Here is a 26255-nt window from a genome sequence, read left to right as displayed (position 1 = left end):
GCCGATGACCGTCACTCGCTCGACGAACCGGGCCACATCGTCTTGACTCGTGATGCTCAACCGCCAGGACTCGTGCGGCCTGCCCTGGTAGCGGCCGCGCTTGAGCTTGAGCCGGGACTGGACGCCCAGCCGGAGCAGCAGGTGCTGAACGTCCTGAAGCAGCCCGCGGGACACGCTGTAGTACTCGACGACCAGGTCGTAGCGGTCGCGCCCGCGCCGGCTCACGGTGCCGTCGCAGGCGAAATACGCGGCGAGGAAGGCCCCCACCTGCCAGCGGTCGCCACGGTAGACGAATTGCGGTACGCGCTTCTGCCATGCGTTCTTGTCGATCAGTTCGTGCTCCGCCAGCCATGGCCGGAGTCCGGACACGCGAACCAGCTCACTACGGGCACTGTTCGGCCTACTGGTGTGGGGGTGGCCGAGGCGGTCGCACACCGCCCTGAAGTCCGCCAGGACCGCCTCGTCGCCGCTGGTGAAGGTCACCTGGTTGGTCGTGCAACCGTCCCCGATGAGGTACCCCGCCAGCCGGAACTCATCGGCATCCTCGGTCCCGTCGGAGATCAGCTCCGGACACAGGACGTTCGCGACGGAGTCGCGGTCCGTGAGGTCACCCGCCTTGACCCAACCGTCCGGAGTCCAGAAGGGGTGGTCCGGTGCGGCAACGACCTCCCGTCCGCTGGCCGTCCGGATCCGAACCGAATCCAGTTCGCCCTGTTCATGCACCGCGGTCACCGTTGCACCCTCGCCCGTACGGGTGATGACCCGGTCTCCCACGACGATGTCGCCCAGCCGACGACGGGTACCGTCCTCCAGCAGTACCAGGGCATCGACCGAGACCGGTTTACCCAGGCCGGGCGGCCCCGACAGGAGGATGTGGTCGGGCGGGCTGCCGCGGCGCATCGCGCCCTTGAGCAGCAGGTCGAGCTGGTCGCGCACCCGGTGCTGGGCGATGAACTCCTCGAGCCGCTTCGGCCGGACGCTGGCCTCGGCGTCCCGTTCCGCGTCGTTGACGTACGCCGAGACCAGACCGCCGTCGGGACCGGTCATCGGGTCCGGCCCAGCAGCCGGATGGCCTGCTTGAGCAGGACCGGCACGGGCGGGGTGTCCCCCTCCACGGTCTCCGCCACCGCGGCCACCGCCTGGTCGGCCTGGGCGGCCGTCCAGCCGAGCCCGACCAGCGCCTGGCGGACCTGCTCGGGCCAGGCCCCGCCGGTCACCCCGGCCGCGCCGTCGGCGCCCACCGGGACCGGGCCGATCCGGTCGCGCAGCTCCAGCACCAGCCGTTCGGCGCCCTTCTTGCCGATGCCGGGCACCCGGGTCAGCGCGGCGGTGTCGGCGTTGGCGATGGCCTTGCGGACCGCGTCCGGGGTGTGCACGGCGAGCACCGCCTGGGCCAGCCGGGGGCCGACCCCGCTGGCCGTCTGCAACAGCTCGAAGAGCTGCTTGGCGTCGTCGTCGGCGAAGCCGTAGAGGGTGAGCGAATCCTCCCGGACGACCAGGCTGGTGGCCAGCCGGGCCGGCTGGCCGACCCGCAGGTCGGCGATCGTGGCCGGGGCGCAGTGCACCGCCAGCCCGACCCCGCCGACCTCGATCACCGCCTGGTCCGGACCGGTCGCGGTCACCACGCCGCGCACGCTGGCGATCATCTGGCTCCTCCTCGTCGTACCCGGTCGGCCGCGGCGGCCAGCTTGGAGCGGGTACCGCCGCGCCACACGTGGCAGATGGCCAGGGCGAGGGCGTCGGCGGCGTCGGCCGGCCGGGGCGGCTCGGGCAGCCGCAGCAGCCGGGTGACCATGGCGGTCATCTGTGCCTTGTCCGCCTGACCGGAACCGGTCACCGCGGCCTTCACCTCGCTCGGGGTGTACGTCTGCACCGGCAGCCCGGCGCGCGCCCCGGCCAGCACGGCGATCCCGCTGGCCTGGGCGGTGCCCATCACGGTGCGCACGTTGTGCTGGCTGAACACCCGCTCCACGGCGACGCTGTCCGGCCGGTGCTCGGCGACCAGGTCGGTCAGCGAGCGGTCCAGGTGCAGCAGGCGCACCGGCAGCTCGTCGGCCGGGTCGGTGTAGACGACGTAGTAGGCGACCAGGGTGCACTGGCGCCCGGGCAGCCCTTCGACCACGCCGACCCCGCACCGGGTCAGCCCCGGGTCGACGCCCAGCACCCGCACGCCGCCTCCTCCCCCAGCCGTCAGCAGTACGTGTGTTCGACACCCTACTGGGGCCCGGGAACCGGTGCCCCGCGGGACACGCCGGGACGCGGCCCGCCACCGGAAATCCGGCGGCGACGTGGGCGGGCCGGGCGTCCGGTTCCACGGTCGCCGGCGGTCACATCCGGGCCCGGTCCACCTCGATGGCGACGGTCACCGGGTCGCCGTCGTCCTTGCCGGCGCGGATCCGGGCCGGCACCGCCAGGAGCCAGCCGGCCCTCCGGTCCCGCCAGACGCTGGTCGACCAGGTGCGGCCGTCCACGGTGGCGGTCACCGGCACCCGGCCGAACGGCCCGGCCGCGTCCGGCGCGTGGGCCTCGGGCACGGGCGCGAACACCCAACCACCCGGGCCGGACCACCGGACCAGGGTCGCCTCGAAGGTCGGCGTCACCGTCATCCCCACCTCCGCCCCGATGGCCCTCACGGTCGGTCGCCCCGGTGCGGCGCGACCCCACCGCCGGTGAATCTGCCACGGCCCCCCGACATTCCGCCCGCCTCCGCAGCTCAGGGACGCGGAAGCGAGGAGGCGCGGCGGCCCACACAACTTGGCCGTCGAGTATGTGTCGCCACCCCATGTGCGCCCGGCCACACAGCTCGTAACTTCTTGCGCCATGACGGCAGAACCCGTGGCGGTCCCCCACGTCGTGAACGTCGACCTCGCCGGTCGCACCGCGCTGGTGACCGGGGGCGGCAGTGGCATCGGACGGGCCTGCGCCCTGCGCCTGGCGGCGGCCGGCGCGGCGGTGCTGGTGGTGGATCGCAACGTCGAGGCGGCCAAGGCGGTGGCGGCCGAGGCCGGCGGCCGGGCCGAGGGCATCGACCTGGCCGACGCCGAGGCGGTGGACCGGCTCGACGCGGACGTGGACATCGTGGTGAACAACGCCGGGTTGCAGCACGTCGCCCCGGTGGCGGAGTTCCCCACCGACCGGTTCGCGTACCTGCACCGGGTGATGGTGGAGGCGCCGTTCCTGCTCATCCGCCGGGCGCTGCCGCACATGTACGCGCAGGGCTGGGGCCGGATCGTCAACATCTCCTCGGTGCACGGGCTGCGCGCCTCGCCGTACAAGGCGGCGTACGTGTCGGCCAAGCACGCGCTGGAAGGGCTGTCGAAGGTGGTCGCGCTGGAGGGCGCGGCGCACGGCGTGACCGCCAACTGCGTCAACCCGGCGTACGTGCGCACCCCCCTGGTGGAGAGCCAGATCGCCGACCAGGCGGCCAGCCACGGCATCCCCGAGTCCGAGGTGATCGAGAAGATCATGCTGGCCCGGGCCGCGATCAAGCGCCTGATCGAACCCGAGGAGGTGGCGGAGCTGATGGCGTACCTCTGCTCGCCGCCGGCCGCGTTCATCACCGGCGCGTCGATCGCGCTCGACGGGGGCTGGACGGCGAGCTAGTGGCGAGCCGCACAATGTCGGTCATGTCGTCGCCGGTGGAGTACCTGGAGCTGCTCGCGCGGGAAGCGGCCGCGGTGGAGTTCGAGGGGCCGCTGGTCGCCGCCCGCGCCGCCGGCCTCTCCGCCGAACGGCTGGCCGAGCTGGAGCAGGCCAAGACCGTGGCGCTGCGGGTCCGCGCGCTGCTGGAGCGGCGGCGCCGCCGGGAGACCGAGCTGTCCGGGCTGTACGACACGGTCAGCGACCTGGCCGGGCTGCGCGACCTGGACGACGTGCTGCGGGCCATCGTGCACCGGGCGCGCAACCTGCTCGGCGCCGACGTCGCCTACATGACGCTCAACGACGAGGAGCGCGGCGACACCTACATGCGGGTGACCGACGGATCGGTGTCGGCCCGGTTCCAGCGGCTGCGGCTGCCGATGGGCGCCGGGCTCGGCGGCCTGGTGGCCCAGTCCGGCGCCCCGTACGTGACCGCCAACTATCCCGAGGACGACCGCTTCCACCACACCGGGGAGATCGACGCGGGGGTGGGCGAGGAGGGCCTGGTGGCCATCCTCGGGGTGCCGCTGCGGCTCGGCTCGACCTCGATCGGCGTGCTCTACGCCGCGAACCGCTCGGCCCGCCCGTTCGCCCGGGAGGAGGTCGCGCTGCTGGTCTCGCTGGCCGCGCACGCCGCGGTGGCGATCGACACCGCGCGGCTGCTCGCCGAGACCCGGTCGGCGCTGGAGGAGCTGTCGGCGGCCAACACCACCATCCGGGCGCACAGCAGCTCGGTGGAGCGGGCCGCCGCCGCGCACGACCGGATGACCGCGCTGGTGCTGCGCGGCGGCGGGGTGGAGGACGTGGCGGCGGCGGTGACCGAGGTGCTCGGCGGGGCGCTGCTGGCGCTGGACGCCGAGGGCCGGCTGCTGGCCCGGGTCGGCGAGATCGAGGAGCCGGACCGGGCGGACATGGTGGAGGCGATCGCCGCGTCGCGCACCGAGGGGCGCAGCGTGCGCCGCGGCTCGCTCTGGTACGCCGCGGTGGTGGCCGGCGCGGAGAACCTGGGCGCGCTGGTGCTCCGCCCGGACGACGACCTGGTCGACGCCGACCAGCGGATCCTGGAGCGGGCCGCGCTGGTGACCGCGCTGCTGCTGCTGTTCCGGCGCACGGTCGCCGAGGCGGAGGGGCGGGTCCGCGGCGAGCTGCTGGACGACCTGATCGCCCGGCCGCTGCGGGACACCGACGCGCTGCGCAGCCGGGCCCGCCGGCTCGGGGTGGACCTGGACGCGCCGCACGTGCTGGTGGCGGTCGGTGACGACGCGATAGCGGCGACCGGCTCGGCCCGGCAGCGGGTGCTCTCCTGGGCCACCACGTACGCATCGACCCGGGGCGGGCTGGCCGCGGCGCGGGACGGGCGGGTGGTGCTGATGCTGCCCGGCACGGACGCCGGCGGCAGCGCCCGGGCGGTGGCCCGGGACCTGTCCCGGGTGACCGGCCGGCCGGTGACCGCCGGGGCGAGCGGCCCGTCCACCGGGCCGGCCTCGCTGGCCACCACCTTCCGGGAGGCGGACCGCTGCCTCACCGCGCTCGGCGCGCTGGGCCGGGCCGGGCAGGGCGCGAGCACCGCCGAGCTGGGCTTCGTCGGGCTGCTGCTCGGCGCGGTCGGCGGCCAGGGCGACCAGGACGTCACCCGGTTCCTGGAGGCCACCGTCGGCCCGGTGGTCGACTACGACGCGCGGCGCGGCACCGCGCTGGTCAGGACGCTGGAGGCGTACTTCGGGGTGGGCGGCAGCCTGGCCCGGGCCGCCGAGCTGCTGCACGTGCACGTCAACACGGTCACCCAGCGGCTGGAGCGGGTCGGGCAGCTGCTCGGCGCGGACTGGCAGAAGCCCGAGCGGGCCCTGGAGGTGCAGCTCGCGCTGCGCCTGCACCGCCTGCGGACCCCCGCCGGCTGACGGTGGCGCCGCCGGCGGGCGGTGGCCACCGGCCGGCGGACCCCCGCGGCGGGGGGTGACGCCGCCGGTGGGCGGTGCCGTCAGCGAGCGCGGATGCCCTCCAGCACGCCGTCGACGACCCGCTCCGGCAGGCCGGCGTCGTCGAGGTCGGGGTGCCAGCGCAGCACCCGCTGGATCAGCATCGGGCCGGTCAGCATCGCCATGGTGACCTCGATGTCGAGGTCGGGGCGGAGCTCGCCGGTGCGGATCCCCCGGCGCAGCACCTCGCGCATCAGCGCCCGGCGCGGCTCGATGATGCTCTGGTAGAGCTGGTACTCGTCCGGGCTGCGGTTCACCCGCGGGACCAGGCAGGGCATGATCCGCGCCGCCCGCGGGTCGATGTGGTGCCCGACCGCGCTCACCAGCACCACCAGGTCGTCGCGGACCGACCGGCCGGCCGGCGCCGGCGGGTTGCCCTTGAGCCGGCGCAGCGCGTCGGTCAGCAGGGCGTCCTTGCCCGGCCAGCGGCGGTAGATGGTGGCCTTGCCGACGCCGGCCCGGGCCGCGATCGCCTCGATCGAGATCGTCTCCACCGAGTTGCCCTCGGCGAGCAGGTCCAGGGTGGCCTCGACGATCGCCTCGTCCGCGCGGACGCTCCGCGGTCGCCCGGGCGACCGCGGAGCGTCGGCTGCGGAAGTCATGTCGGACATTGTCGCCGACCCTAGGCGGTCCCGGCCAACTCGGGCTCCCCGGCGGGCGCCGGCGCGGCCGGGGCCGCCGAACGGCCGGGCATCCACCGGGCCACCACCAGCAGGCCGGCGGCGGCCGCCACCGCGGCGAGCACCGCTGCCCAGTGCATCGCGGTCACGAAGGCGTCGTTGGCCACCGCGATCAGCTGCGGCGCCGCCGGGCCGAGCTGGCCCGCAGCGGCGTACGCCCCGGAGATCGACTCGCCGGCCGCCTGCTGCGCCCCGGCCGGCAGGTCCCGCAGGGCCGGCTCGACGTCGCCGCGGTAGACCGCGGAGAGCACCGAACCGAGCACCGCCACGCCGAGCGCGCCGGCCACCTGCCGGATGGTGTTGCTGACCGCCGAGCCGACCCCGGCCTTCTCCCGGGGCAGCGCCGACATGATCGACTCGGTGGCCGGCGGCATGATGTTGGCCATCCCGACGCCCTGGAGGAAGAAGAAGACCAGCACCACCCAGATCGGGGTGGTGGCGTCGATGAACGCGAAGGCGCCGAGCGCCACCGCGGTGAGCGTCAGGCCGACGCCGGCGACCGCCTTGCCGCCGTACCGGTGCACCATCGCCGCGCTGCGCGGGGCGAAGAAGAGCTGGGCGGCGGCGAACGGCAGGAAGAGCAGGCCGGTCTCCAGCGGGCTGTAGCCGCGGACCAGTTGCAGGTAGAACGAGCTGAAGAACATCACGCCCATCGCGGCGAAGAAGACCAGCCCGACCAGGGCCACCGGCGCGGCGAAGCGCGGCACCCGGAACAGCCGGACGTCCAGCGACGGGTGGTCGCTGCGACGCTCGTGCGCCACGAACCAGGCCAGCACCGCCAGGCCACCGGCGATCGAGGCCCAGACCACCGGCCGGCCGAACCCGTGCTCGCCGCCGTCGATGATCCCGTACGAGAGCGCGACCAGGCCGACCACCGAGAGCAGCACGCCGAGCACGTCCACCCGGCCGGGCTTCGGGTCCCGGGACTCGGGCACCAGCAGCGCGACCAGGACCACGCCGAGCGCCACCACCGGCACGTTGATCAGGAAGACCGAGCCCCACCAGTAGTGCTCCAGCAGCGCGCCGCCGAGCACCGGGCCGATCGCCACGGCCAGGCCGACCGCGCCGGCCCAGACACCGATCGCCCGTCCCCGCTCCCGGGGGTCGAAGACGTTGGAGATGATCGAGAGCGTCACCGGCATGATCGCCGCGCCGCCGACGCCCATCAGCGCGCGGGCCGCGATCAGCTGCGCCGGGCTCTGGGCGTACGCGGACAGCAGCGACGACAGGCCGAACAGCACCAGCCCGATGAGCAGGAAACGCTTGCGGCCGGCCCGGTCGCCGAGCACGCCGAAGGTGAAGAGCAGGCCGGCGAAGACCAGCGTGTAGGAGTTGATCGCCCACTCCAGCTCGCCCTGGCTGGCGCCGAGGCCGTGCACCGGGTCGGCGAGGGTGCGGAGGGCGACGTTGAGGATGGTGTTGTCCAGGACGACGACGAGGAGGCTGATCACCAGCACCCCGAGGATCGCCCACCTCCTCGGGTGTCCGGTGTTCTCGTGCGGTGGCATCGGTGGCGTTCTCCCCCCGGTTGCCCGTGCCGAAATTACGATACGGGTCAGACTCGTAACTGGGGTCAGCGTAGGCGCTCCGCTAACGATACGGAACCGTTCCGTATCTTATGTGTCCGCCGTCACCATCGGGCGGCCGGTCCCGATAGGGCTGCGAGGTTCGGGCGCGATCGTCCGGTTCGGCGGTGTGATCGGGTGCATCCCCCGCGCGGAATCGCGGCCGGTCGCGGGGCGTTACACCATGCGTACGGCCGAGCACGGGCACGCCAGGCGTGACCCGCCCCGGAATGACGGTGGCCCGCCGGTCGTTACATCCCCCGACGATCGCAGCAAGGGTCCGCGCGCCACGCCGGATGCGGGTCCCCGGCCCCGGAATGATGCCGGGCCGGCGGTCGTTACACATGGTCCCGGCGCCCCGAGGCATCCCCCGCCAGCGGCACGCGCCGGTTCTCTCCCCGATTCTCTGAGCGCCTGATGGTGCTTGCGCCTGTCCGATCCCCCTCGGTACGGGCGTCAACCCCCGAATGGAGCTTCGTGATGAACACGATCATGCGTAAGAGCGTTCTCGGTATCGCTGGTCTCGCCGTCGCCGGTGGCCTCGCCGCCGGCCCGCTGAACCACGCCGACACCACCCCCGCCACGACCGGTCCGGCCGCTGTCGCGATGGTCGAGGCGGGCAAGCCGGACATGGCCAAGCTGATCCCGCACGGTGTGCAGGGTGAGCAGTCGCGCATCGACCTGAACGACGAGCAGGTCGACAACGTGAAGGCGATCATCGCCGCGACGAAGAAGTCCGGCATGGACGAGCGGGCCGCCGTGGTGGCCATCGCCACCGCGTTGCAGGAGTCGAAGCTGGAGAACCTGGGTCACCTGGGTGAGCGCAACGACCACGACTCGCAGGGCCTGTTCCAGCAGCGCCCGAGCTCGGGTTGGGGCACGGTCGAGCAGATCACCGACCCCGAGTACTCGACCATGGCGTTCCTCAAGGGCCTCAAGCAGGTCGACGGGTGGCAGGACATGCCGCTGACCGAGGCCGCCCAGACGGTGCAGGTGTCGGCCTACCCGTTCCACTACGCACAGTGGGAGCAGCAGGCCGCCGACCTGGTCGCCGAGCACTGGAACAGCTGACAACCGAACATGAAGGACCGACCGCTGGCCGGCACCCGTTCCGGGTGCCGGCCAGCGGCGTTGTCGGAGCCGGTCAGCGCCGGCGCGACGCCCACCAGCGGTGGGCCAGGGCGGCGACGCTGCCCCAGATGCCGCGCCGGAACAGCAGCACGACGAGGACGAAGATGCCGCCGGTGACCAGGCCGATCGTCTCGAACCCGGAGAACGACAGCCAGTCCTCCAGGCGCACCACGATGGCCGCGCCCAGCACCCCGCCCCAGAGCGTGCCGATCCCGCCGAGCACCACCACGATGACCGCCTTGCCGGAGGTGGTCCAGTGCAGCACCTCGAGCGAGACGAACCGGTGCCCCACCGCGAACAGCCCGCCGCCGAGCCCGGCGATGAAGCCGGAGAGCACGAACGCGGTCAGCTTGTAGCGGTGCACCGGATACCCGAGCGCGCGGGCCCGGGCCGGGTTGTCGCGGATGCCGACCAGCACCCGGCCGAACGGCGAGTGCACGATCCGCCAGGCGGCGAGCAGGCCGAGCAGCACGATCGGCAGGATGGCGTAGTAGAAGTAGTAGTCGTCGCTCAGGTCCAGCCCGAACAGCTCGCGGGGCACGCCCTGCAGGCCGTTCTCGCCCTGGGTCACCGACCGCCACTCGTTGGCCACGTAGTAGACCATCTGCGCGAAGGCCAGCGTGACCATGGCGAAGTAGATGCCGGTCCGCTTCACCGCCAGGTAGCCGATCGGCACCGCGAGCAGCGCCGCGGTGAGGGCGCCGGCGAGCACCGCGGCCGGGAAGGGCAGCCCGACGTGGATCGCCACCAGGCCGGTGACGTACGCGGAGGTGCCCCAGAACGCGGCGTGCCCGAAGGACATCAGCCCGGTGAAGCCGAGCAGCAGGTCCACCGCGACCGCGAACAGCGCCCAGCAGAGGATGTCCACCGCCACCGCCGGGTAGAGCCCGTTGGGCAGCCAGAACGCCACCAGCAGCCCGGCGGCCAGCAGCGCGTACCGGAGCCAGCGGGGCGCGCGGGCGACGGTGAGCAGCCCGGACGGCGCGGCCGGGCGGGCCGCGTCGGCCGGGGTGTCCACGGTGCTCGTCATGCCGGTGCCTCCTCACGGCCGAACAGCCCGGCCGGGCGCCAGAGCAGTACCACGGCCATCACGATGAAGACGATCGTCTGCGACACGATCGGGAACTGCGACAGGTACGCCTCGCCCCACGCCTGCACCAGCCCGATGCCGAAGCCCGCGGCGACCGAGCCGAAGATCGAGCCCAGCCCGCCGATCACCACCACGGCGAAGACCACGATGATCAGGTCGGCGCCCATCAGCGGGTTCACCGCCCGCATCGGCGCGGCGAGCACGCCGGCCAGCCCGGCCAGGCCGATGCCGAAGCCGAAGACCGGGGTGACCCAGCGGCCGACGTTGATGCCGAACGCCCGGGTCAGCTCGGGCCGCTCGGTCGAGGCCCGGACCACCATGCCGATCCGGGTGCGGGTGAGCACCCACCAGACGCCGACGCAGACGGCCACCGCGAAGCCGAGGATGAACACCCGGTAGGTGGGGAAGTCGAAGATCCCGAAGTCCACCGAGCCGCTCAGCGCCGACGGGGTGGCGTACGGGCTGGACTGCACGCCGTACCGGAGCTTGACCAGGTCCTGCAGGATCAGCGTCAACCCGAAGGTGAGCAGGAAGTTGTAGAGCGGGTCGAGCCGGGTGAGCCGGTGGATGAACGCCCGCTCCAGCGCCATGCCGAGCAGGCCGAGACCCACCGGCATGATCGCCAACGCCGCCCAGAACGGTACGCCCGCCTCGCTGAGCAGCACGTACGCGCCGAAGGCGCCGAGCATGTAGAACGCCCCGTGGGCGAAGTTGACCACTCGCAGCATGCCGAAGATGACCGCGAGCCCGAGGGCGAGCAGGGCGTAGAACGCCCCGCTCACCAACCCGTTGAACGTGTTCTGCAGGAAGCCGGTCATCGGCCCGTCACATCTTGCACGCCGACGACGGGGCGGCGAAGGCCTCGGCGGCGGGGATGGTCTTGAGCACCTTGACGTAGTCCCACGGCTCGGAGACCTCGGACTGCGGCTTCACCTGGGCCAGGTACGCGTCGTGGATGACCCGGTGGTCCTCGGCGCGGATCTTGCCGTTGCGCAGGAAGACGTCGTTGACCTCCTTGCCCTCCAGCCCCTTGACCACCGTGTCGGCGTCGTCGGTGCCGGCGGCCTGCACGGCCTCCAGGTACTGCATCGCGGCGGAGTAGTTGGCCGCGTGCGCGAAGGACGGCCGGGTGCCGGTCTCGGACTGGAACCGGTCGGCGAACTCGCGGTTCTGCTGGTCGAAGTTCCAGTACCAGGCGTCGGTGTAGGTGGTGCCGGCGAGCGCCGCCGGGGTGAGCGAGTGGATGTCGGTGATGAACATCAGGCCGACCGCCAGGCCGACGCCCTTGTCCCGCAGCTTGAACTCGTTGTACTGCTTGACCACGTTGACCAGTTCCGCGCCGGCCTGCATGGTGCCGAGCACCTCGGGCTTCGGGTTGAGCGTCGGCGCCTTGAGCAGGAACGTGGAGAAGTCGCCGCTGGTGTTCGGGAACGGCGCGCCGTCCTTGCCGACCACCTTGCCGCCGGCGGCGGTGATGGCGGCCGAGAAGCTCTTCTCCATGTCCTGGCCGAAGGCGTAGTTCGGGTAGAGGATGTACCAGTTCTTGCCCACCTGCTCGGTGGTCGTCTTACCGGTGCCGTTGGCCAGCATGTAGGTGTCGTACGCGTAGTGGAACGTGTACTTGTTGCAGCTCTTGCCGGTCAGGTCGGTGGTCGCCGCGCCGATGTTGAAGTAGAGCTTCTTCTTCTCCTTGGCCACGTCGGCCACCTTCAGCGCGGCCGACGAGGTGGGCACGTCCAGGATCAGGTCGACGCCCTTGCGGTCGTACATCTCCTGGGCCTTGCTGTTGGCGACGTCCGGCTTGTTCTGGTGGTCAGCGGTCTCCACGGTGATGTCCTTGGTCACCGCGTCGTCGCCGTGCTTGGCCTTGAAGTCGGCCACCGCCATCTCCACGGCGGTGACCGAGTTCTTGCCGGACAACTCCGAGTACGCGCCGGACTGGTCGTTGAGCACGCCCAGCACGATCTTGCCCCCGGTCAGCTTCTCGTCGCCGCCCGACTGGGGTCCACCGCCGCCGCAGCCGGCGACCAGCATCACCGCCGCCGCCGAAGCGGCGGCCACACCCACCGTCCTACGCATGCCCGATCCTTTCGTCCGCGCCGGGCGCGGTGTCCGTTGTCGACATCAGATGCCGAGGTACGACAGGAGCTCGCGCTCCCGCGACCGCACCTCGGAGTTGTCCATCGCCTCCGCGATCCGCCCCTCGGCCAGCAGGTAGTGCCGGTCGGCGACACCGGTGGCGAAGTGCAGGTTCTGTTCCACCAGCAGCACGGTCACCCCGTGCCGCTTGGCCTCCCGCAGGAGGTCGCCGACCTGCTGCACGAGCAGCGGCGAGAGCCCCTCGGTCGGTTCGTCGCAGAGCAGCAGCCGGGCGCCCATCCGCAGCACCCGGGCCAGCGCGAGCATCTGCTGCTCACCGCCGGAGAGCATGGTGGCGGCCGAGTCCCGCCGCTCGTAGAGCGCCGGGAACGCCTCGTACACCCGCTCCAGCGACCACGGGTCGGGGCCCACGGTGGGCGGCAGGGTGAGGTTCTCGGTAACGGTGAGCGTGGCGTAGCTGCCCCGGTCGTCGGGGACCCAGCCGAGCCCGAGCCGGGCCCGCCGGTGCGCCGGCAGCCGGCCGACGTCCCGGCCGTCCAGCTCCACCGTGCCGCGCTGGCCGGCGTGCAGCCCCATCACGCAACGCAGCAGGGTGGACTTGCCGGCGCCGTTGCGGCCGACCAGGGTGACCACCTCGCCGGCCTGGACCTCCAGGCTGACCTCCCGCAACACCTGCGCCTCGCCGTACCAGGCGGACAGGTTCTCAATGCGCAGCATCGGCGGCTCCCAGGTAGGCGGTGATCACGCGCTCGTCGGCGCGGACCTCTTCGTACGGGCCCTCGACGAGGACCTTGCCGGCCTGCAGGACGGTCACCGTGTCGGCCAGCCGGCCGACGACGCTCATGTTGTGCTCGACCATCACCACCGTCCGGCCCTGCCGGACCCGGGCGATCAGGTCCACGGTGCGGTCGACGTCCTCCAGGCCCATGCCCGCGGTGGGCTCGTCGAGCAGCAGCACCTTCGGGTCCAGGGCGAGCGCGATGGCCAGCTCCAGGGCCCGCTTGCGGCCGTACGCGAGCGCCTCGGCGGGCGCCTCGGCCAGCTCGGCCAGCCCCACCATGGCGAGCAGTTCGGTGGCCCGGTCGGTGTACCGCCGCATCAGCGCCGACGAGCGCCAGAACCGCCAGCCGAGCCCGCTCGGGCTCTGCAACGCCAGCTCGACGTGCTCCCGGGCGCTGAGCTGCGGGAAGAGGCTGGTGATCTGGAACGAGCGGGCCACGCCGAGGCGGGCCACCCGCTCCGGGGGCAGCCCGGTCACGTCCCGCCCGGCCAGCTCGATCCGCCCGCCGCTCGGCTTCAGGAAGCCGGTGAGCAGGTTGAACAGGGTCGTCTTGCCGGCGCCGTTCGGGCCGACCAGCGCGTGCACGCTGTCCGGCGCCACGTCCAGGTCGACGCCGTCGACCGCCCGGAAGCCCCGGAAGTCGCGGGTCAGCCCGCGAGCCGACAGGAGCGCTTGCCCGGCCATCGCACAACCTCCGCAGGTCTGGCGCGACGGGCCCGGTCGGTGACCGTGGTCACATGGCCGTCGCGTTCAGGAAACCTACGGCGGGGTGTGTGAGTCGAGCCATGTCGATGACCCACATATTCCCCGGCGTCGAACCGGGTGCGTGCACCACCTCGGGCCACCCCGACCCGGACCCCGTGCCATCGAGGGCGATCAGCAGCTCGGCCGGCGGCGCTACGGCATGTGGCGTACCCACGGCGAGCGCCGCGGGAGCGTTCCCGCCAGCCCGTCAGCCCGTCAGCCCGTCAGCCGGTCAGCGCGTCCAGCGCCAGGTCGACGTCGTCCGTGGTGGAGTAGAGGTGGAACGAGGCGCGGACCCGGCCGGCCCGCACGGCGGCCCGCACCCCGGCCCGCTCCAGCCGCTCCCGCGCGCCGGGCACCTCGACGGTGACGATGGCGCTCTCCCCCGCCGGGCGGCCGAGCCCGGCGAGGAACCGGTTGGCCAGCGCCACGTTGTGCGCGTACACGGCGGGCACCCCGATCTCGGTGAGCAGGTCGAGGGCGGGCGCGGTGCCGACCCAGCTGAACCAGGCCGGGGAGATGTCGAACCGGCGGGCGTCGGCGGCCAGCCGCAGCGGCGGCCCGTAGTAGGAGGCGTGCGGGTCCTCGCCCGCGTACCAGCCGGCGGCGTCCGGGCGCAGCCGGTCGCGCAGGCCCGGGGCCAGGTAGGCGAAGGCGGTGCCGCGCGGCGCCATCAGCCACTTGTACGCGCCGACCACCACCGCGTCGGCGCGGGCCGCGTCGAACGGCAGCCAGCCGCAGGCCTGGGTGGCGTCCACCGCCACCAGCGCGCCGTGCGCCCGGGCCGCGGCCACGATCTCGTCGTACCGGGCCACCGTGCCGTCGGCGGACTGCACCAGGCTGAACGCGACCAGGTCGGTGCCCGCGTCGATGGCGTCGACCAGCCCGCCCAGCGGCACGGTGCGCACCCGCACCCCGCGCTCGGCCTGCACCAGCCAGGGGAAGAGGTTGGAGGTGAACTCGACCTCGGGCACCACCACTGTCGCGCCGGCCGGCAGCGCCGCCGCGACCGGCGCCAGCAGCTGCGACACCACGCTGCCGATCGCGACGTCCGCGACCGGCACCCCGACCAGGTTGGCGAAGGCGGCCCGGGACCGCTCGGTCGCCTCGCCCCAGCCCTCCCACGAGGTACGCCCCACCCGCCAGTCGGCCAGTGCCTCCTGCACCGCCGCCCAGGCCGGCTCGGGCGGCAACCCGTAGCTGGCGGTGTTCAGCCATCCCGGCTGCGGCTGCCACAACTTCTGCGCCTGCTCGATCTCCACCCCGTCGACGCTAGCCACCACCGCCGCCCGGCGGCACGGCCAATCCGCGGCTCGCGGCCCCGGGTCGACCGGCCGGCGTGGCCGCCACCGGCGGCGCCCACCGGACGGACCGCCGTGCCGGCGCCCGGGTTCCGGCGGGACGGGGCTGGGCGGCGGTCAGGCGGCGGCGCGGAGGGCGCGCAGGGTGCGGCGCACCTCGTCGACCACCCGGTCCAGCGGCCAGCGGGCGAGGTCGGCCAGCCGGTGCTCGGCGCGCAGCCGGCGCAGCACCGCCAGCCCGACCAGGTAACCGCAGCGCTTCGGCAGGTCGCCGGCGAGCGGCGAGTCCCGCATCAGGAAGTACGGCGCGTGGTGCTCGACGTCGGTGGCGTCCAGGTCGGCGCCGATCCGGTCGAGGATCTCCGGCCAGCGGCGCCGGCAGGTGTCCAGCCAGGTCCGGAAGCCGGGACGGCCGAACCAGAGGTACTCCTCGTCGGTGCGGCCGGGCGCCGTCTCGGCCGAGACCTGGGTGGCCAGCCCTTCGGTGAACAGCGCGTTCGCCACCCCGTGCGGCGGCCAGTCGCGGATCGCGGCGAGCCGGTCGTGCAGCACGTGCGCCGCCTCGTGCAGCACCAGCAGCCGGTCGTCACCCGGCGGGCCGAGCTGCTCGACGGCGAGGAAGAGGGCGAACCGGCCGTCGAGCCGGTCCGCCCAGCCGTTGGCCCGGTGCAGCCCGACCAGCACCACGCAGTCGACCGGGTCGCCGTCGGCCGTCCAGTCCAGCGCCCCGGCGACGGCCCGGATGCCGTCGGGCAGCAGCGCGCGTACCGCCGCGGACCGGGCGGCGAGGTCGGCGCCCTCGTCGCGGAGCCGGACCAGGACGTCGCCGAGGTCGTCGGGGCGCGACCACTCCCCCGCCTCGTCGAGCGCGGCGAAGACCCCGGGGTGCCGGTCGAGGTAGCGGAAACGCCAGAGCGCCGGCCACCGCTCGGCCGGTACGCCGTCGCAGGCGCGCAGGCAGGCCAGGAAGTCGGGCACCAGGTCCCGGACCCGCACCAGATCGGTCGAGAGCACCTCCCGATCTTGCCCGATCCCGGCCGGCCCCACGCGCCGGCCCGCCGCCCGCCGCCGCCCGAAGCCTGCCCCGGGCCCTTTCGAGCTGCCCCATCAACGGGGGCAGCGGCCGAGAAGCGGCCAGGACCGCGCTCGAACCAGGAGGTGGTGGCTTCCCCGGGACCGGAGGCCACTACTTCAGGGATGTAGTGCGATCTCGGGCGGCGGACAGGGCAACAGGACGGGTGAGCCGCGTCAGCTCACGTTGGCCGGGCCGAGGACGCTCTTCAGGTCGGCCATCAGCGCGGTGGTGGCCGCCACCCGGAACGGGCCCAGCCGCAGCGTGGTGGTCCGGCTGCCGTTGAGCAGCTTGACGTGCACCTCGGCGTCGCCCGGGTGCAGCACCAGGGTCTCCTTGAGCCGCTCGACCAGCGGCGGGGTGCACCGGGTCACCGGGATGGTGAGGGTGACCGGCTTGTTGGCGGCGCTGCTGCTGACGTCCGGCATGGACATGTCCATCGCCATGATCCGCGGGGTGTCGTCGCGCCGGTCGACCCGCCCCTTCACCACCACGATGGCGTCCTCGGCGATGTACTGCCCGATCACCTCGTAGGTGTTGGGGAAGAAGAGCGTCTCCACCCCGCCGGCGAGGTCCTCCAGGGTGGCCGAGGCCCAGGCCCGGCCCTGCTTGGTGACCCGCCGCTGCACCCCGGAGAGGATGCCGGCGAGGGTGACCACCGCGCCGTCCGGGACGGTGCCCTCCTCCGACAGCGCGGCGATGGTGCAGTCGGCGGCCGCGCCGAGCACGTGCTCCAGGCCGAACAGCGGGTGGTCGGAGACGTAGAGGCCGAGCATCTCGCGTTCGAAGGCGAGCTTGTCGCGCTTGTCCCACTCCCCGTCGCCGATCACCGGCATCACCGTGGTGCTGCCACCGGTCTCCGCCTCGCCGAACCCGGCGCCGAAGAGGTCGTACTGGCCGACGGCCTCCTTGCGCTTGACGTCGGCGTACGCGTCGATGGCGTCCGCGTGCACGGCGAGCAGGCCCTTGCGCGGGTGCCCGAGCGAGTCGAACGCCCCGGCCTTGATCAGCGATTCGATGGTCTTCTTGTTGCAGACCACCGCGTCCACCTTGGACAGGAAGTCGTAGAAGTCGGTGTAGGCGCCCTTCTCCTCGCGGCACCGCATGATCGCGGCGACCACGTTCGCGCCGACGTTGCGGATGGCCGCCAGGCCGAACCGGATGTCCTTGCCGACCGGGGTGAACGGCCCCGCCGAGGTGTTCACGTCGGGCGGCAGCACCTGGATGCCCATCCGGCGGCACTCCGACAGGTAGAGCGCCATCTTGTCCTTGTCGTCACCGACGGAGGTGAGCAGCGCCGCCATGTACTCGGCCGGGTAGTTGGCCTTGAGGTAGCCGGTCCAGTACGACACCAGCCCGTAGCCGGCGGTGTGCGCCTTGTTGAAGGCGTAGTCGGCGAACGGGACCAGGATGTCCCAGAGGGTCTGGATGGCCTCGTCGGAGTAGCCGTTGGCCCGCATGCCGTCGCGGAACGGGATGAACTCCTTGTCGAGGACCTCCTTCTTCTTCTTGCCCATCGCCCGGCGCAGCAGGTCGGCCTGGCCGAGCGAGTAGCCGGCGAGCTTCTGCGCGGCGCGCTGCACCTGCTCCTGGTAGACGATCAGGCCGTAGGTGGGGCCGAGGATCTCCTCCAGCGGCTCGGCCAGCTCCGGGTGGATCGGGGTGATCTCCTGGAGGCCGTTCTTGCGCAGCGCGTAGTTGGTGTGCGAGTTGGCGCCCATCGGGCCGGGCCGGTAGAGCGCCAGCACCGCGGAGATGTCCTCGAAGTTGTCCGGCTTCATCAGCCGCAGCAGCGAGCGCATCGGCCCGCCGTCGAGCTGGAATACGCCGAGCGTGTCGCCGCGGGCCAGCAGCTCGTACGTCGGCTTGTCGTCCAGCGGCAGCTTGAGCAGGTCGACGGTGGTGCCGTGGTTGGAGGCGATGTTCTTCAGCGCGTCGTCGATGATGGTGAGGTTGCGCAGGCCGAGGAAGTCCATCTTCAACAGCCCGAGCGACTCGCACGTCGGGTAGTCGAACTGGGTGATGATCGCCCCGTCGGCGTCCCGGCGCATCAGCGGGATGTGCTCGATGATCGGCTCGGCGGACATGATGACGCCAGCGGCGTGCACGCCGGTCTGCCGGATCAGCCCCTCGATGCCGCGGGCGGTGTCGATCACCTTGCGCACGTCCGGGTCGGACTCGTAGAGGCCGCGGATCTCGCCGGCCTCGGCGTAGCGCGGGTGCTTCGGGTCGAAGATGCCCGACAGCGGGATGTCCTTGCCCATCACCGCCGGCGGCATCGCCTTGGTGATCCGGTCGCCCACCGCGTACGGGTAGCCGAGCACCCGGGCCGAGTCCTTGATCGCGGCCTTCGCCTTGATGGTGCCGAAGGTGGCGATCTGGGCGACCTTGTCCTCGCCCCACTTCTCGGTGACGTACCGGATGACCTCGCCGCGCCGGCGCTCGTCGAAGTCGATGTCGACATCCGGCATGGAGACCCGCTCGGGGTTCAGGAACCGCTCGAAGATCAGGCCGTGCGGCAGCGGGTCCAGGTCGGTGATGCCCAGCGCGTACGCCACCAGCGAGCCGGCCGCCGAGCCACGGCCCGGGCCCACCGCGATGCCCTGGCTCTTCGCCCACTGGATGAAGTCGGCGACCACGAGGAAGTACGACGGGAAGCCCATCTGGATGATGACGCCCAGCTCGTACTCGGCCTGCTTGACGTGGGTCTCCGGGACCCCCTCGGGGAACCGGCGGGCCAGCCCGGCGAAGGTCTCCTTGCGGAACCAGGACTCCTCGGTCTCGCCCTCGGGCACCGGGAAGCGCGGCATCAGGTTGCGGAACTCGAACATCCCGGTCGGGTCGACCCGCTCGGCCACCAGCAGCGTGTTGCGGCAGCCCTCCAGCCACACGTCGGAGCCGTCCACGCCGCGCATCTCGTCGGCGGACTTGATGTAGTAGCCGCTGCCGCCGAACTTGAACCGGTTCGGGTCGGCGATGTTGCTGCCGGTCTGCACGCAGAGCAGCACGTCGTGCGACTCGGCCTGCGCCTCGTGGGTGTAGTGCGAGTCGTTGGTGACCACCGGCGGGATGCCCAGCTTGCGGCCGATCTCCAGCAGCCCGTCGCGGACCCGCTTCTCGATGTCCAGGCCGTGGTCCATCAGCTCCAGGAAGTAGTTCTCCCTGCCGAAGATCTCCTGGTACTTCGCCGCCGCCTCCAGCGCCTGCGCGTCCTGGCCCAGCCGCAGCCGGGTCTGCACCTCGCCGGAGGGGCAACCGGTGGTGGCCATCAGCCCGTCGGCGTACTCGGCGATCAGCTCGGCGTCCATCCGCGGCCACTTGACGAAGAAGCCCTCGGTGTACGCCCGGGAGGTCAGCGCGAACAGGTTGTGCAGGCCGGTCTTGTTCCGCGCCCAGATGGTCTTGTGCGTGTAGCCACCGCTACCGGAGACGTCGTCGCTCTTCTGCTCCGGGCGCCCCCAGCGCACCCGCTGCTTGTGGAAGCGCGACTCCGGCGCCACGTACGCCTCGATGCCCAGGATCGGGGTGACGCCGGCCGCCATCGCCTGCTTGTAGAAGTCGTGCGCGCCGTGCATGTTGCCGTGGTCGGTCATCGCGACCGCCGGCATCCCCTGCCGGCTGACCTCGGCGAACAGATCCTTGAGCCGGGCGGCTCCGTCGAGCATCGAGTACTCCGTGTGCACGTGCAGATGCGCGAACGAATCGCCCATGCGGAGCGCCCCCCGGGGTCGGATCATGGGATGGTCGAGGTCGGTCCGCTTACCCTATCCCCGCCGCGCCGGGCGCCTCCAGCAGCGCCGCACGGCACGCCGGGCCGGGTGGTGTGGATCTCTTCCGGCCCCGCCCGGGCAGTCGGCTGCCGGACTCGCTCTCGCCGCCCGGGGCCGACGGCCCTAGCCTGGAACGACGGCGGACCGGCGAGCATTGGACGAGCGGATGCCCCTCGCGGACGGGATCGAGGACCTGGCCGACGCCGCCGCGCGCGGCGACCCGGCCGCGCTGGACGCGCTGCTGGTGGCGGTCCGGCCGGAGGTGCTGCGGCTCTGCGCCCGGCTGCTGCCGCACCGCGAGGACGCCGAGGAGGCGTGCCAGGACACCCTGCTCGCGCTGGCCCGCGGCATCACCCGGTTCGAGCGGCGCTCGTCGTTCCACACCTGGCTGTACCGGCTCACCGCCAACCGGGCCCGGTCCACCTACCGGGTGCTGCGCCGGCGCTGGCTGGTCGAGGCCGGCGGGGTGCCGCTGCCCGACCGGCCCGACCCGCGGCGCACCAGCGTGGTCGCCGGCACCCGGCTCGATCTGCTCGACGCGCTCGACGCGGTCCGCCCGGAACTGGCCGAGGTGATCGCCCTGCGGGACGTGCTGGATCTGAGCTACCCCGAGATCGCCGACCTGCTCGACGTGCCGGAGGGCACCGTGAAGTCCCGCGTCCACCTGGCCCGCCGGCAGGTCCGGCAACGGCTCGCCGATGACTGAGCGCCGCCGACCGGCCGCCGCCGTCGCGGGCCTGCTCGCCGTGGTCGCCGGGATCGCCGGGTGCGGCGGCGACAGGCCCGTCTCGCCGCTGCCCGTCCAGCCCCCGGCGCCGGTCGCCGCCGGCACCACCAGCCCGCCCGGCCCGCCCGCCGGCACCCCGTCGGCCCCGCCGACCCCGCCGGGCCCGTCGACGGCCGCGCCGACGACCCGGCGTCCCGCGCCGGCCGTTCCCCCGCCGACCACCCCCGGCCGGGGTACCCGGAGCCCGTCACCGACGCCCGCCTGCCACGGCCCGATCCGGTACGACATCGTCCTCGCCGAGACCGAACTGGAACTGATCGAGTCGCTCTGCTTCGCCGCCGGGGCGGTGCTGCGCATCCAGGGCATCGGGCCGGGCCTGGTCACGGTGGACCGGGAGGACCTGGTCTCCCGCCACTACGAGGCGGGGGTGGTGGACATCCGCTTCGTGCGGACCGGCACGGTGGCGGTGACCATCCCGAAGGACGGCCGCGAGCACACCATCACCGTGGTGGTCGTCTAGCGGGGTCGGACCAGCCCGGCGAAGTCGCCGTCGGATCGATCGTTCAGGTGGAGTCCGGTGGCCCGCTGGTAGAACGCGGCCAGCGCCAACGGATCGGCGCAGTCGAGGGTCACCGCCGTCAGCCTCATCCGCGGCTCCGTAACGGCTGTCACGCTGTCGACCCTAGGGGAGGTCGATCCACCGCCGACGATCACCCGACAGGTCGGGCTCCTAGTCGTTCGGCGGGCGTACCCGCACCCCGGCCAGCAGCCCGTCGACGAACGCGGGCCCCGCGCCCGGCGGCGGCACCACCTGCACGTAGAGCAGTCCGGCCGGGGTCGTCCCGGCCGCCTCCACGATCACCGGCCGCCCGCGCGGGCAGGCGTACCCGGCCACCACCCAGTCCACCCCGCCCTGCCGGGTCCGCCGCACCGGCGCGGCGGCGCAGTCGGCGTGCGGGCGCTCGGCGAGGAAATCCTCGGCGCCGGTCCGCCGGGCGGTGCTCGCGGAGAGGCCGACGAAGGCGCCCGGCAGGCTCGGGTCGGCCGCCCAGCGGGCCGGGTCCGGTGAGACGACCAGGGCCGGTTCCAGATCCCCGTCGTCGCCGTACCGGCCGGCCCAACCGGTGCCGTCGGCCCGCCAGCCCGGCGGCAGGGTGACGGTGACCGGACCGCTGCCGGCGGTGGCGGCGCCGGGGCGGGGCGGGGCGGCGCCGTCCCCGGCCGCGAAGCCCAGCGCGACGAGCGCCAGCACGCCCGCCCCCACCAGCCCGGCCCGGCGCCGGCCGCCCCGCCGGCCCCCGGACACCTCGGACGCCGGGTCGGCCGGTGCCGTCCCACCGGATCCGTCGCGCCGCGCCGCGGCACCGCCGGCACCGCCGGGCGGCGCGGCGGCGGCGCAGAGCGCGGCGCGGAACGCCGCCGCGTCCGGGTAGCGGTCGGCCGGGCGGCGTGCGGTGGCCCGGCGCAGCACCGCGGTCACCGCCGGCGGCACGCCGGGGCGGGGCCGGACCGGCGCACCGGGCCGCTCGGCGGCCGCGCAGAGCAGCCGTACGCCGAGCCGGCCCAGCCCGAACACGTCGGCCCGGGTGTCCACCACGGCGAGCGGGTCGTCCTGCTCGGGGGCCATGTAACCGGGGGTGCCCGCCCGGGCGGTCAGCCCGGAGGCGGCGGCGAGCGCCTTGGCCAGCCCCAGGTCGGCGACGAGCACCCGCTCGCCGGCGGGGGTGGACCGGAACAGGATGTTGCCCGGGGTCAGGTCGCGGTGCACCACCCCGTGCCGGTGCAGCACGGCGACCCCGGCCGCGATCTCGCCGAGCAGGTCCACGGCGGACACCACCGGCAGCGGCCCGCGCGCCAGCCGGTCCCGCAGGCTGCCGCCGTCCGCCCAGGCCAGCACCGCGTACGGCCGGCCGTCGGGCAGTTCGCCCACCGCGTGCACCCGGACCACCCGGTCGTGGTCGAGCCGCCGCAGCAGCCGCGCCTCGTCCAGGAAGCGTTCCCGGACCCGCAGGTCGTGGCTCCAGTTCTCGGCCAGCACCTTGACCGCCACCCGGGAGTCGAGCACCGGGTCGTGCCCGAGCCAGACCGTTGCGAACGACCCCGCCCCGAGCAGCCGCTCGATCCGGTAGGAGCCGATCCGCACCGGAGCGGTCATGCCGTCACCCCCGTGACCCGCCCTCCCGGGACGGTCCACCTCGACCGTAGACGGGCCGGCCGGCCGGCGGCACTCCCCGATCCGCCGGCCGTGTCCGCCGCACCGGCGCGCCCGCCCGCCGCAGCGCCGCCGCCCGTGGGCGATGGGCGGTGGCCGGGGGCGTTGGGCCGTGGGCGGTGGCCTGCCGGTTACCGGTGGTTGGTGGCTCGGTGGGCCGTGGCTCGGTGGGCGGTGGCCCGTCGGTCGGGCGGTGGCCGGTGGGCGGTGGTTGGCGGCCGGTCGGAAACGCGACGAACGGATCCGGTGCGGGCGGAGACCAACAGGACAGGAGACCCGCACCCAGGAGGAGAACCCGCCATGAACCGTCTCTCGTCCGTCGTCGTCGCGGGGGCGCTGGCCCTCGCCACGATCGGCACCGTCGCCGCCCCGGCCGCCGCCCGACCCGGGGCCGCCCCCAGCACTGGAGCGGCCCGATCCGCCGGCACCGCCACCACGGTCACGCCCGACCGTGCCGTCGCCGCCCGGCCGGCCGCCCGGCCGGCCGCGGCCCGGAGCTCCCAGGTCGAGGTGCTCAGCGTGCGCGGCACCGGCCCGTACCGGATCGGGGCGCGGCTGGATCGCCTCGCCGCCGCCGGCCGGATCGACTGGACAGCGCCCGGCTGCGCCGGGGTGGTGCACGCCGGCGCCACCGGCGAGTGGGCCGGCGTGGTGCTGCTGGCGTTCCGGCACGGTCGGCTGGTGGAGGTGGCCACCGCCACCGCGCCGCCGCGCTCGCCCGCCGGGGCGGCGGTCGGCATGTCCTTCGCCGAGCTGGAGCAGATCTACGGCCCGCGCGGCGCGATGATCAGCAACGACGCCGGCGACGCCACCGCCTACCTGGTCCGGATCGGCACCCGGGTGGAGCTGTTCACCGGGCACCCGATCCGGCCGGGTGTCGGTTCCTTCCAGGTCGGCCCGGCCTGGTACGTCGAGCGCACCTTCCGGCAGGGCCCCGCCTGCTGAACCACCCGCCACCACCGGCCAGCCGGCATCCCCGGCCCGGCGCCCACCGGCCCGGCCCGCACTCAGCGGGCCGGGCCGGCACATGTTCCTCGTCGGTCACACCATGAGTGATCAGCACGACGATATGGTGGTGGACAACAGTGTGTGTCACACAGTATCGTGTGATGCATGGTGAGCGATGAGATCCTGCGGACCCACCTCCAGGAATTGCGCCGGGGCACGGTCGTGGTGGCGAGCCTCGTCGCCCTGCGCCGACCCGACTACGGCTACGCGCTGCTGCAACGCCTCACGGACCACGGCTTCCCGGTCGACGCCAACACGCTCTACCCGCTGCTGCGGCGGCTGGAGGAGCAGGGGCTGCTGACCAGCGAGTGGAACACCGAGGAGAGCCGGCCGCGCAAGTTCTACCGGACCAGCCAGGAGGGCGAGTCGGTGCTCGACCGACTCCTCACGGACCTGACCGCCGTACAGACCTCTCTGACCCAACTGATCGAAGGAGCCGACCGATGACCACCCTGACCGACCGCTACCTCGCCGCGACCCTGCGCTCGGTGCCGGTCGCGCGCCGCGAGGAGATCGCCACCGAACTGCGCGGCTCGATCGAGGACATGATCGACGGCCGCACGGCCGGCGGGCAGGACGCCACCACAGCGGAGCGGGAGGTCCTCACCGAACTGGGCGACCCGGCACAGCTGGCCGCCCGCTACTCCGACCGCCGGTTGCAGCTCATCGGCCCGACCTACTACCTGGCCTGGGAGCGGCTGCTGAAGCTGCTGCTCAGCTTCGTACCGGCCACGGTCGGCATCCTGGTCGGGCTGCTCGCGGCCGCCGACGGCGACAACGCCGGCGGGGCGATCGGCGAGGGCGTCGCCACGGCTCTCTCGGTGGCGCTGCACATCGCCTTCTGGGTCACCCTGGTCTTCGCGGTGCTGGAACGCACCAAAACCCCACTACACCTGCCCCGCTGGAGCGTCGACCAGCTTCCGGAAGGCCCGGTCGACCGGCAGATCACCCTGACCGACACCGCCGCCTCGATCGGCTTCCTGACGCTGTTCATCGCCTACCTGCCGGTGCAGCACTTCCGGTCGTTCGTCCCCACCGACGGTGAGAAGAACCTGCCGATCCTCGACCCGGCGCTGTGGAGCTTCTGGCTGCCGTTCCTGATCGCCGTGCTGGTCGCCACCGTGGGGCTGGAGATCGCCAAGTACCGCACCGGCCGGTGGACCTGGCCGCTGGTCACGGTCAACGCCGCGCTCAACCTGGCCTTCGCGGTGCCGGTGATCTGGCTGATGGCGACCGACCGGCTGCTCAACCCCGACCTCGTGAACCGCTTCGAGTGGCTCGGCGAGGGCGACAACCTGAACACCGTGGCCACCCTGGTCATCGCCAGCACAGCACTGATCGCGCTCTGGGACACCATCGACAGCGCCATCAAGGCGTACCGCGCCCAGCACTGACCACACGAACATCGCGGCCCGGCACCCAGTGGGGTGCCGGGCCGCGGCCGTCGCTCCGGCGGGGTCAGCGGCTGACCGCGATCTCCCGCTCGACCCGGGACAACTTCTCCGGATTGCGGACGGCGTAGAGCCCGCTGATGAGGCCGTCGTCGATGCGCAGCGCCATGACCGTGTCGATCACGCCGTCGACCCGGAGGATCAGCGCCGGGTAGCCGTTGACCTGGGCCGGTCGCAGCGACGCCGCGTCGATCCTGCCCAGCCCGGCGGTCAGCAGGCGGGCCACCCGGTCGGCGCCCACGACGGGCTTCGGCACCGCCTTCACCACTCCCCCACCGTCACCGAGCACGACCACGTCCGGCGCGAGCAGGTCGAGCAACTGCCGCAGGTCGCCGGTCTCGACCGCCCGCTGGAACGCCGCCAGCGCGTCCCGGGTCTGGGCGGCGGAGGCCACCCCGCGTGGCCGGCGCGCCGCGACGTGGCCCCGCGCCCGGTGGGCGATCTGGCGGACCGCGGCGGGGCTCTTGTCGACCGCCTCGGCGATCTCGTCGTAGTCCAGGTCGAAGACCTCCCGCAGCACGAACACCGCCCGCTCGGTCGGCGAGAGCGTCTCCAGCACCAGCAGCATCGCCATCGAGACACTCTCGGCCAACTCGACGTCCTCGGCCACGTCCGGCGCGGTCAGCAGCGGCTCGGGCAACCACGGGCCGACGTAGGACTCCTTGCGGCGGCGCAGCGTCCGCAGCCGGCTCAGCGCCTGCCGGGTGGTGATCCGGACCAGGTACGCGCGCTGGTCCCGCACCGGGTCGAGGTCGACGCCCACCCAGCGCAGCCAGGTCTCCTGCAGGACGTCCTCGGCGTCGGCGGCCGAGCCGAGCATCTCGTAGGCGACGGTGAACAGCAGGTTGCGGTGGGCGACGAACGCCTCGGTCGCGGAGCCCATCCGGTCGCCCGAAGGCAGCGGTCCGGCGGGGTCCAGTGGTCGCTCGCTCATGGCCGGCTGCCTCCCTCGCCGTCGACTGTGCCACCCACCAGACGCCGGTCCCCGCCGCCCTGTGACATCCGTGA

24 protein-coding genes and 2 pseudogenes are annotated in these 26255 nt (G+C 73.3%); 8 read left to right on the top strand and 18 right to left on the bottom strand.

All coding sequences use genetic code 11. The annotated features are described in order from the left end of the window. Nucleotides 1–24: 24 nt before the first annotated feature. The 5 genes and pseudogenes from SM577_RS20910 to SM577_RS20890 form a co-directional block, all read right to left on the bottom strand. A pseudogene (locus tag SM577_RS20910) lies at nucleotides 25–723 on the bottom strand (LAGLIDADG family homing endonuclease); the annotation flags it as partial. After that, nucleotides 703–1047: pseudogene (locus SM577_RS20905) on the bottom strand (Holliday junction branch migration DNA helicase RuvB); the annotation flags it as partial. The pseudogenes SM577_RS20905 and SM577_RS20910, both read right to left, overlap by 21 nt. Continuing rightward, entirely contained in the window at nucleotides 1044–1646 is a 603-nt protein-coding gene (gene ruvA / locus SM577_RS20900) for a Holliday junction branch migration protein RuvA (protein ID WP_474587772.1), read from the bottom strand. The pseudogene SM577_RS20905 and the gene ruvA, both read right to left, overlap by 4 nt. Further along, the gene (gene ruvC / locus SM577_RS20895; protein WP_302921107.1) at nucleotides 1643–2170 is read right to left on the bottom strand and encodes a crossover junction endodeoxyribonuclease RuvC; all 528 of its coding nucleotides are present in this window, start codon (nucleotides 2168–2170) and stop codon (nucleotides 1643–1645) included. Before ruvC ends, ruvA begins: the two co-directional genes overlap by 4 nt. A 157-nt stretch (nucleotides 2171–2327) precedes the next feature. Further along, nucleotides 2328–2606, bottom strand: a complete 279-nt coding sequence (locus SM577_RS20890; protein ID WP_302921106.1) for a DUF1905 domain-containing protein — start codon at nucleotides 2604–2606, stop codon at nucleotides 2328–2330. Between the two features lie 214 nt (nucleotides 2607–2820). Here SM577_RS20890 and SM577_RS20885 point away from each other — a divergent pair, with 214 nt between their 5' ends. Both SM577_RS20885 and SM577_RS20880 read left to right on the top strand, forming a co-directional pair. Beyond that, nucleotides 2821–3603 carry a 3-hydroxybutyrate dehydrogenase gene (locus tag SM577_RS20885; RefSeq protein WP_474582272.1) on the top strand — a complete coding sequence of 261 codons (783 nt, stop codon included), beginning with the start codon at nucleotides 2821–2823 and terminating at the stop codon, nucleotides 3601–3603. A 14-nt stretch (nucleotides 3604–3617) separates the two neighbouring features. Continuing rightward, nucleotides 3618–5537, top strand: coding sequence for a helix-turn-helix domain-containing protein (locus SM577_RS20880; RefSeq protein ID WP_302921104.1), 1920 nt, complete (start codon nucleotides 3618–3620; stop codon nucleotides 5535–5537). Between the two features lie 80 nt (nucleotides 5538–5617). Here SM577_RS20880 and SM577_RS20875 read toward each other — a convergent pair whose 3' ends face one another. Together SM577_RS20875 and SM577_RS20870 are read right to left on the bottom strand one after the other, a co-directional pair. Next, nucleotides 5618–6226, bottom strand: a complete 609-nt coding sequence (locus SM577_RS20875) for a TetR/AcrR family transcriptional regulator (RefSeq protein WP_474582273.1) — start codon at nucleotides 6224–6226, stop codon at nucleotides 5618–5620. An 11-nt stretch (nucleotides 6227–6237) separates the two neighbouring features. Next, nucleotides 6238–7803, bottom strand: coding sequence for an MFS transporter (locus SM577_RS20870; RefSeq protein ID WP_474587771.1), 1566 nt, complete (start codon nucleotides 7801–7803; stop codon nucleotides 6238–6240). Nucleotides 7804–8340: 537 nt separating this feature from the next. Here SM577_RS20870 and SM577_RS20865 point away from each other — a divergent pair. Continuing rightward, the gene (locus SM577_RS20865; protein WP_302921101.1) at nucleotides 8341–8931 is read left to right on the top strand and encodes a hypothetical protein; all 591 of its coding nucleotides are present in this window, start codon (nucleotides 8341–8343) and stop codon (nucleotides 8929–8931) included. Nucleotides 8932–9004: 73 nt separating this feature from the next. Here the strand turns inward: SM577_RS20865 and SM577_RS20860 are convergent, their stop codons facing one another. The 8 genes from SM577_RS20860 to dnaE form a co-directional block, all read right to left on the bottom strand. Continuing rightward, nucleotides 9005–10021: a branched-chain amino acid ABC transporter permease gene (locus SM577_RS20860; protein WP_302921100.1), complete on the bottom strand. Its 1017-nt coding sequence runs from the start codon at nucleotides 10019–10021 to the stop codon at nucleotides 9005–9007. After that, the gene (locus tag SM577_RS20855) at nucleotides 10018–10899 is read right to left on the bottom strand and encodes a branched-chain amino acid ABC transporter permease (RefSeq protein ID WP_302921099.1); all 882 of its coding nucleotides are present in this window, start codon (nucleotides 10897–10899) and stop codon (nucleotides 10018–10020) included. Before SM577_RS20855 ends, SM577_RS20860 begins: the two co-directional genes overlap by 4 nt. A 7-nt stretch (nucleotides 10900–10906) precedes the next feature. Beyond that, nucleotides 10907–12160, bottom strand: coding sequence for an ABC transporter substrate-binding protein (locus SM577_RS20850; protein ID WP_302921097.1), 1254 nt, complete (start codon nucleotides 12158–12160; stop codon nucleotides 10907–10909). A 45-nt stretch (nucleotides 12161–12205) separates the two neighbouring features. Beyond that, on the bottom strand, nucleotides 12206–12898 hold the full coding sequence (locus SM577_RS20845) for an ABC transporter ATP-binding protein (RefSeq protein ID WP_302921096.1): 693 nt from the start codon (nucleotides 12896–12898) through the stop codon (nucleotides 12206–12208). Beyond that, a complete protein-coding gene (locus tag SM577_RS20840) occupies nucleotides 12885–13646 on the bottom strand; it encodes an ABC transporter ATP-binding protein (RefSeq protein ID WP_302921095.1) in 762 nt (253 codons plus the stop codon). The genes SM577_RS20845 and SM577_RS20840 overlap by 14 nt, the downstream gene beginning before the upstream one ends. 284 nt (nucleotides 13647–13930) lie before the next feature. Continuing rightward, a complete protein-coding gene (locus tag SM577_RS20835; protein ID WP_302921094.1) occupies nucleotides 13931–14968 on the bottom strand; it encodes an aminotransferase class V-fold PLP-dependent enzyme in 1038 nt (345 codons plus the stop codon). Nucleotides 14969–15124: 156 nt separating this feature from the next. Beyond that, nucleotides 15125–16021, bottom strand: a complete 897-nt coding sequence (locus SM577_RS20830) for a hypothetical protein (RefSeq protein WP_474587770.1) — start codon at nucleotides 16019–16021, stop codon at nucleotides 15125–15127. A 234-nt stretch (nucleotides 16022–16255) separates the two neighbouring features. Continuing rightward, nucleotides 16256–19789, bottom strand: a complete 3534-nt coding sequence (gene dnaE, locus SM577_RS20825) for a DNA polymerase III subunit alpha (protein WP_302921091.1) — start codon at nucleotides 19787–19789, stop codon at nucleotides 16256–16258. A 226-nt stretch (nucleotides 19790–20015) separates the two neighbouring features. Here dnaE and SM577_RS20820 point away from each other — a divergent pair, with 226 nt between their 5' ends. Further along, entirely contained in the window at nucleotides 20016–20555 is a 540-nt protein-coding gene (locus tag SM577_RS20820; protein WP_474587769.1) for an RNA polymerase sigma factor, read from the top strand. Further along, complete coding sequence (locus tag SM577_RS20815) at nucleotides 20548–21096, top strand: hypothetical protein (protein WP_302921089.1); 549 nt, start codon at nucleotides 20548–20550, stop codon at nucleotides 21094–21096. Before SM577_RS20820 ends, SM577_RS20815 begins: the two co-directional genes overlap by 8 nt. On the opposite strand, the gene SM577_RS20810 is transcribed toward SM577_RS20815, so the two are convergent. Together SM577_RS20810 and SM577_RS20805 are read right to left on the bottom strand one after the other, a co-directional pair. Continuing rightward, nucleotides 21093–21224 carry a VOC family protein gene (locus SM577_RS20810; protein WP_474587768.1) on the bottom strand — a complete coding sequence of 44 codons (132 nt, stop codon included), beginning with the start codon at nucleotides 21222–21224 and terminating at the stop codon, nucleotides 21093–21095. The genes SM577_RS20815 and SM577_RS20810 overlap by 4 nt on opposite strands. Before the next feature lie 82 nt (nucleotides 21225–21306). Further along, a complete protein-coding gene (locus SM577_RS20805) occupies nucleotides 21307–22731 on the bottom strand; it encodes a serine/threonine-protein kinase (protein WP_474587767.1) in 1425 nt (474 codons plus the stop codon). A 357-nt stretch (nucleotides 22732–23088) separates the two neighbouring features. On the opposite strand from SM577_RS20805, the gene SM577_RS20800 reads away from it, so the two are divergent. The 3 genes from SM577_RS20800 (at nucleotide 23089) to SM577_RS20790 (ending at nucleotide 25190) form a co-directional block, all read left to right on the top strand. Continuing rightward, nucleotides 23089–23733: a hypothetical protein gene (locus SM577_RS20800; RefSeq protein WP_302921086.1), complete on the top strand. Its 645-nt coding sequence runs from the start codon at nucleotides 23089–23091 to the stop codon at nucleotides 23731–23733. A 168-nt stretch (nucleotides 23734–23901) separates the two neighbouring features. Then, a complete protein-coding gene (locus SM577_RS20795; RefSeq protein WP_474587766.1) occupies nucleotides 23902–24243 on the top strand; it encodes a PadR family transcriptional regulator in 342 nt (113 codons plus the stop codon). After that, nucleotides 24240–25190 (top strand): HAAS signaling domain-containing protein, encoded by a 951-nt coding sequence (locus SM577_RS20790; protein WP_474587765.1) that lies wholly within the window; start codon nucleotides 24240–24242, stop codon nucleotides 25188–25190. The genes SM577_RS20795 and SM577_RS20790 overlap by 4 nt, the downstream gene beginning before the upstream one ends. 64 nt (nucleotides 25191–25254) lie before the next feature. Here SM577_RS20790 and SM577_RS20785 read toward each other — a convergent pair whose 3' ends face one another. Next, entirely contained in the window at nucleotides 25255–26181 is a 927-nt protein-coding gene (locus SM577_RS20785; RefSeq protein WP_474587764.1) for an RNA polymerase sigma-70 factor, read from the bottom strand. Between the last annotated feature and the right edge of the window lie 74 nt (nucleotides 26182–26255).

The sequence above is a fragment of the Micromonospora desertarenae genome, from assembly GCF_056150265.1.
This window is presented reverse-complemented; position numbering and strand designations above follow the sequence as displayed.